The following is a 2,380-nucleotide window of genomic DNA, read 5'->3' on the forward strand; positions in this document are numbered from 1 at the left end:
TCTGGTGGTCTTTTCTGTGTGGTGTTGGGTGTTGGGGGTGTGGGGGGTGGTGTTTTCTCTCGCGGGGGGGGGGGGGGGGGGGGGGGGGGGGGGGGGGGGCGGCCCCCCCCGCGGCGGCGAACGTCAGTAGGGGTGCATCCGGTCGAGAACCTGTTCCGCGAGCTTGACGATCTGCTCGGCCTTGGGAAGGTCGTTCTCCACGTCCTCCGCCGTGATCTCGGGTGTCTCCCGGTCGGGGTACTCGGCCCCGTTGCGTCTGCGGCGCATGCGGTCGAAGGGGCGGAGGATCTTGCCCAGTGGCGGTTCGAACTGCGCGAGTGCGGCGTCACGGATAGCGAGGTGGCCGCCCCGGCTCGTGGTCCTGAGCCCTTGGTTCTCCAGTGAGAAGCAGTGACACCGGAGTTTGCATAATGTGAATGCTGGCTTGCGACTTATGCAAACGCGTGGGATGCGCTGACGGGCTGAGTGGAGGATTTCCCCTGCCTGCCGGGACAGGGCAGGGCTGGTATTGAATACGGCCTCATGGGTGAGAGTGCGCGGGACGCCAGCAGGACGGCGGTGCTGGTCTGTCAGGGGCGGGCCGCCGCCGACGGCAGGACTGTTGCCGGCGGAGGCGCGGGCAGCCGGTCTGCGGAGGGCCGGTTCGCCGACCCGGTGGCGGTGCGGCTGCTGCGTGGCGCGGAGCGGGTGCCGGTGGAGCAGGTGCGCGCCGGTACTCCGCCGCAGGGCTGGCAGGCGCGCACCACGTACGAGAGTGTGCGGGCGTGTGCCGAGGTGGTCGTGCCCCGGACGGTCGCGATCGACGAGGCTCTGCGTGCCCGAGCGACCGGCCAGCTGGTCATCCTCGGCGCCGGTCTGGACACGCGGGCCTGGCGGCTGCCCGCACTCTCGCGGACGGATGTCTGGGAGGTCGACCACCCCGCATCCCAGCATGACAAGCGCACCCGCCTCACCGAGGCGGTGGGCCCGGACGCGGATGAGGACGCCGGACTGGACGAGGACGCCCGACTGTCAGTCCTCGCCCGGTCCGTACGGTTCACGCCGGTCGACTTCGCCGTGGACGATCTCGGTGCGGCACTGGACGCCGCCGGGCACGACCCGTCCGCGCCGACGACCTGGCTGTGGGAGGGCGTCGTCCCGTACCTCACACGCGACCAGGTACGCGCCACGGTGGCCGCACTCGCCGCCCGGACGGCCCTGGGCAGCGTGCTCGTCGTCAACTACCAGGCGCCGTCGGCGAAAGCGGCGGCGGGACGGCTGCTGACCCGCGTGCTGGGCAGTTCCCTCACGGCGGGCGAACCGTGGCGCTCCCTGTGGAAGCCGCAGCGGATGGCCGCACTGCTCGCGGAGTACGACCTGCGGGTGGTGTCCGACGACGACCTCCTCGCCCTCACGCACACCCCCGGGGGCCCGGCGGGCGGACGGACCTCGCTGCGGTCGGGGCGGGTGGCAGTCGCGGAGGCTCGCTGACGGAGGGTGTCCGCGTTGTGGGCCTCCGGGGACCGCCCCGGCCCCCGGCCCACCCGATCCCCGGTCCAGCCCGGTGCTTCGGCGGTGCGGGTCCGGCGAACAAACCGTCCCCTCGCTCCGGCTTCCATTTGTCCTGCCGGTAGCCTCGGGTCCCATGCTGTCGGAAGAGTTCTCACGACTGCCCCTGCGGGCAGTGCTGTTCGCGGACGGTGTCCTCGCTCACCCCGAGGGAAAGACCGCGCAAGGGGTGCTGCGGCACAGCACGGTGCTGGAGACCGTCGCCGTGATCGACCGCTCCCACGGGGCGCGGACCACGGCGGGCGCCGTCCCCGGGACGGACGTTCCGGTCGTGTCGAGCCTCGAACAGGCGCTGGCCTACGCCCCGGACGCCTTCGTGGTCGCGATGACCGAGTCCGACCACGGTGAGACGGCGGACAGCGCCTTCCGGCACATACCGCTGCCCTCCGGCGATCTGCCCGCCTTCTGGTGGGACCAGATACGCGCGGCGGCCGGGGCCGGGCTGCACATCCTGTCCTGCCTGCATCTCCAGCTCGCCGGTACGGATCTGCGGGAGCTGATGGCGGACGGCCGCCGGATCGTCGACATCCGGCGCCCCCACCCCCATCTGCCCAAGTACTCGGGCCGGTCGGCCAGGACCCGGGCATCCGTGGTGCACGTCGCGGGCAGCGACTGCGTCGTGGGCAAGCGCACGGCCGCCCTTGAGCTTCTGCGCGCCGCACGGGCCCGCGGGGTGGACGCCGGATATGTGGGCACCGGCCAGACCTGCCAGCTGGTCGGCTGCACGACGGGCGCGGGCAACGAACGCGCCCCCGTCTTCCACGCGGCCGGCCGGGGCGCGGGCTCATATAAACAAAAGAAGCGTCCGACAAACTTAGGGGGGTAGAGAGCG

General features: G+C 72.0%; 3 protein-coding genes. 2 read left to right on the plus strand and 1 reads right to left on the minus strand.

The window, feature by feature from the left end; translation table 11 throughout:
• Window positions 1–123 precede the first annotated feature (123 nt).
• Window positions 124–267 carry a hypothetical protein gene (locus ACFXBC_RS02960; protein ID WP_385017982.1) on the minus strand — a complete coding sequence of 48 codons (144 nt, stop codon included), beginning with the start codon at window positions 265–267 and terminating at the stop codon, window positions 124–126.
• A 255-nt stretch (window positions 268–522) separates the two neighbouring features.
• Here ACFXBC_RS02960 and ACFXBC_RS02965 point away from each other — a divergent pair, with 255 nt between their 5' ends.
• Window positions 523–1,470, plus strand: a complete 948-nt coding sequence (locus tag ACFXBC_RS02965; protein WP_385017984.1) for a class I SAM-dependent methyltransferase — start codon at window positions 523–525, stop codon at window positions 1,468–1,470.
• A 154-nt stretch (window positions 1,471–1,624) separates the two neighbouring features.
• Window positions 1,625–2,374, plus strand: coding sequence for a DUF1611 domain-containing protein (locus tag ACFXBC_RS02970; protein WP_385017986.1), 750 nt, complete (start codon window positions 1,625–1,627; stop codon window positions 2,372–2,374).
• Window positions 2,375–2,380 lie beyond the last annotated feature (6 nt).

Source organism: Streptomyces sp. NPDC059398 (assembly GCF_042751845.1).
Classification (GTDB): domain Bacteria; phylum Actinomycetota; class Actinomycetes; order Streptomycetales; family Streptomycetaceae; genus Streptomyces.

What these genes read in the sequence shown, in the direction of transcription:
- ACFXBC_RS02970 (WP_385017986.1), top strand. Translation starts at nt 1,625, where the DNA reads ATGCTGTCGGAAGAGTTCTCACGACTGCCCCTGCGGGCAGTGCTGTTC.
- ACFXBC_RS02960 (WP_385017982.1), bottom strand. Translation starts at nt 267, where the DNA reads ATGCGCCGCAGACGCAACGGGGCCGAGTACCCCGACCGGGAGACACCC.
- ACFXBC_RS02965 (WP_385017984.1), top strand. Translation starts at nt 523, where the DNA reads ATGGGTGAGAGTGCGCGGGACGCCAGCAGGACGGCGGTGCTGGTCTGT.